Below are 2,672 nucleotides of genomic sequence, written 5' to 3'. Positions count from 1 at the left end.
ACTGTTAAAGAAGGCGTTAGCAAAGACGACGCTGAAGCTGCTAAGAAAGAGCTTGAGGAAGCTGGCGCATCTGTTGAAGTTAAGTAACTATAATTATAGTTATTTGATGCATGCAGAAGCACACGCATCCTAACGAAATTGGCTGGTAGCATTTGCTGCCGGCCTTTTTCTGTTGTTAGTTAGTAGATAGCTTTCATTATATTGATGCTAACAAGCATCATAGAACAAACTATAAGAAGGTTTGTTAGAAAGGAATATTTGGCAAAGCCTTGAGCATGCAATAAGTATCTCTTTCTAAACATAGCCTGTTATTAAACGGTGTCAACCGTTCAACAATTCAGACCGTTAAGTCACAAAACTGGGGAATATAAATGGCCTACTCGTATACAGAGAAAAAGCGTATTCGTAAAGAATTTGGCGTGTTACCAACCGTCATGGATGTGCCGTATCTTTTGTCTATTCAAATAGACTCGTACTTAAGCTTCTTGCAGAGTGACAATGACCCAGAGTCTCGTGACGATGTTGGTCTTCACGCTGCATTCAAGTCAGTTTTTCCAATTTTGAGCTTCTCAGGTAATGCTGCATTAGAATATGTGAGCTACCGTTTGGGTGAACCCGCATTTGACGTAAAAGAGTGTATTCAGCGTGGTGTAACATACGCAGCTCCATTGCGTGTTAAGGTTCGATTGATTATTTATGATAAAGAATCATCAAATAAAGCAATCAAAGACATCAAAGAGCAAGAAGTATACATGGGCGAAATGCCGCTCATGACCGAAAATGGTACATTTGTTGTTAACGGTACTGAGCGTGTAATCGTCTCTCAGTTGCATCGTTCTCCAGGCGTATTTTTTGATCACGATAAGGGTAAAACACACTCTTCTGGTAAGTTGTTACACTCTGCTCGTGTTATTCCTTACCGTGGTTCATGGTTGGACTTTGAGTTTGACCCGAAAGACAACGTTTTTGTTCGTATTGACCGACGTCGTAAACTACCTGCATCGATCTTGCTACGTGCGCTTGAATACAGCACACAAGAAATTCTTGAAATGTTCTTCGATACCAGTGCATTCGTTATTTCCGGCGAGAGCTGTAAGCTAGAGTTGGTGCCTGCTCGCCTACGTGGTGAGCTTGCAAGTTTCGAAATTAAAGATGCTGACGGTAAGGTTATCGTTGAAGAAGGTCGTCGTATTACTGCGCGTCATATCAGACAGCTTGAGAAGCTTGGTAATCACCTTGAAGTTCCACGTGAGTACCTACACGGCAAGGTGACAGCGAAAGACTTGATCAATGAAGAAACTGGCGAATTGGTTGTTGAGTGTAATACCGAAATCACTGATGAAGTGATCGATACAATTATTGAAGCGGGTATCGAATCGTTCGAGACGATTTATACGAACGAACTAGATTGCGGCCCGTTCATGTCTGATACGCTAAGAATCGATCCGACAAGTAATCAGCTTGAAGCTCTGGTAGAGATTTATCGTATGATGCGTCCTGGTGAGCCGCCAACTAAGGATTCAGCAGAGAACCTGTTCAAGAACTTGTTCTTTACTTCTGAGCGCTACGATCTTTCTGCAGTAGGCCGCATGAAGTTTAATCGCCGTATCGGACGTAGCGATGAGACGGGCGAAGGCGTACTGTCAAATGAAGATATTATCGATGTCTTGAAAACATTGATCGATATTCGAAATGGTAAGGGTGAAGTTGATGATATCGATCACTTGGGTAACCGTCGTATTCGATCTGTAGGTGAAATGGCAGAGAACCAATTCCGTGTTGGTTTGGTTCGTGTTGAAAGAGCTGTACGTGAGCGTTTGAGCATGGCTGAGTCTGATGGTCTAATGCCACAAGACTTGATCAATGCTAAGCCTGTCGCTGCAGCCGTTAAAGAATTCTTTGGTTCTAGCCAGTTATCTCAGTTTATGGATCAGAACAACCCGCTTTCTGAGGTGACTCATAAGCGTCGTGTATCAGCATTAGGCCCAGGTGGTTTGACTCGTGAGCGTGCTGGTTTTGAGGTTCGAGATGTACACCCGACTCACTACGGTCGCGTTTGTCCTATCGAAACGCCTGAAGGTCCAAACATCGGTTTGATTAACTCTTTGGCAACCTACGCACGAACTAACTCTTTTGGCTTCTTAGAGAGTCCGTATAGAAAAGTTGTTGACAGTGTTGTAACAGACGAGATCGAGTATCTGTCAGCAATTGAAGAAAGTGGCTTCATTATCGCACAGGCTAGTGCTGTTGTTAGTGAAGACGGTAAGCTAACTGAAGAGCTTGTTAACGTTCGATATAAAAACGAATTTACAGTAACGCCACCTGAGAAGGTTAACTATATGGACGTGTCACCACGTCAGGTAGTATCGGTAGCAGCTTCTTTGATTCCTTTCTTGGAACACGATGATGCGAACCGTGCTTTGATGGGGTCAAACATGCAGCGTCAGGCTGTTCCAACCCTACGTGCTGAAAAGCCATTGGTTGGTACGGGTATTGAGCGAATTGTTGCTCAGGACTCCGGTGTATGTGTGGTTGCAGATCGAGGTGGTGTAATCGAACGTGTCGATGCAGGCCGAATTGTTGTTCGTGTTAACGATGATGAGACTGCACAAGGCGACGCAGGTGTAGATATCTACAACCTAACGAAATATGTTCGTTCAAACCAAAATACT

At 43.7% G+C, this 2,672-nt stretch carries 2 protein-coding genes; both read left to right on the top strand.

The window, feature by feature from the left end:
* Nucleotides 1-87: ribosomal protein L7/L12 (locus tag A3763_RS18400; protein ID WP_197482964.1), on the top strand; the 87-nt coding region annotated here is incomplete at its 5' end.
* A gap of 284 nt (nucleotides 88-371) precedes the next feature.
* Nucleotides 372-2,672 (top strand): DNA-directed RNA polymerase subunit beta (gene rpoB / locus A3763_RS18395; RefSeq protein WP_068760305.1); only part of this gene is annotated, 2,301 nt, incomplete at its 3' end.

The sequence above is a fragment of the Oleiphilus sp. HI0128 genome (assembly GCF_001635365.1).
The sequence above is the reverse complement of the archived record's forward strand: the minus strand, read 5'-3'. Positions and strand labels throughout refer to the sequence as shown.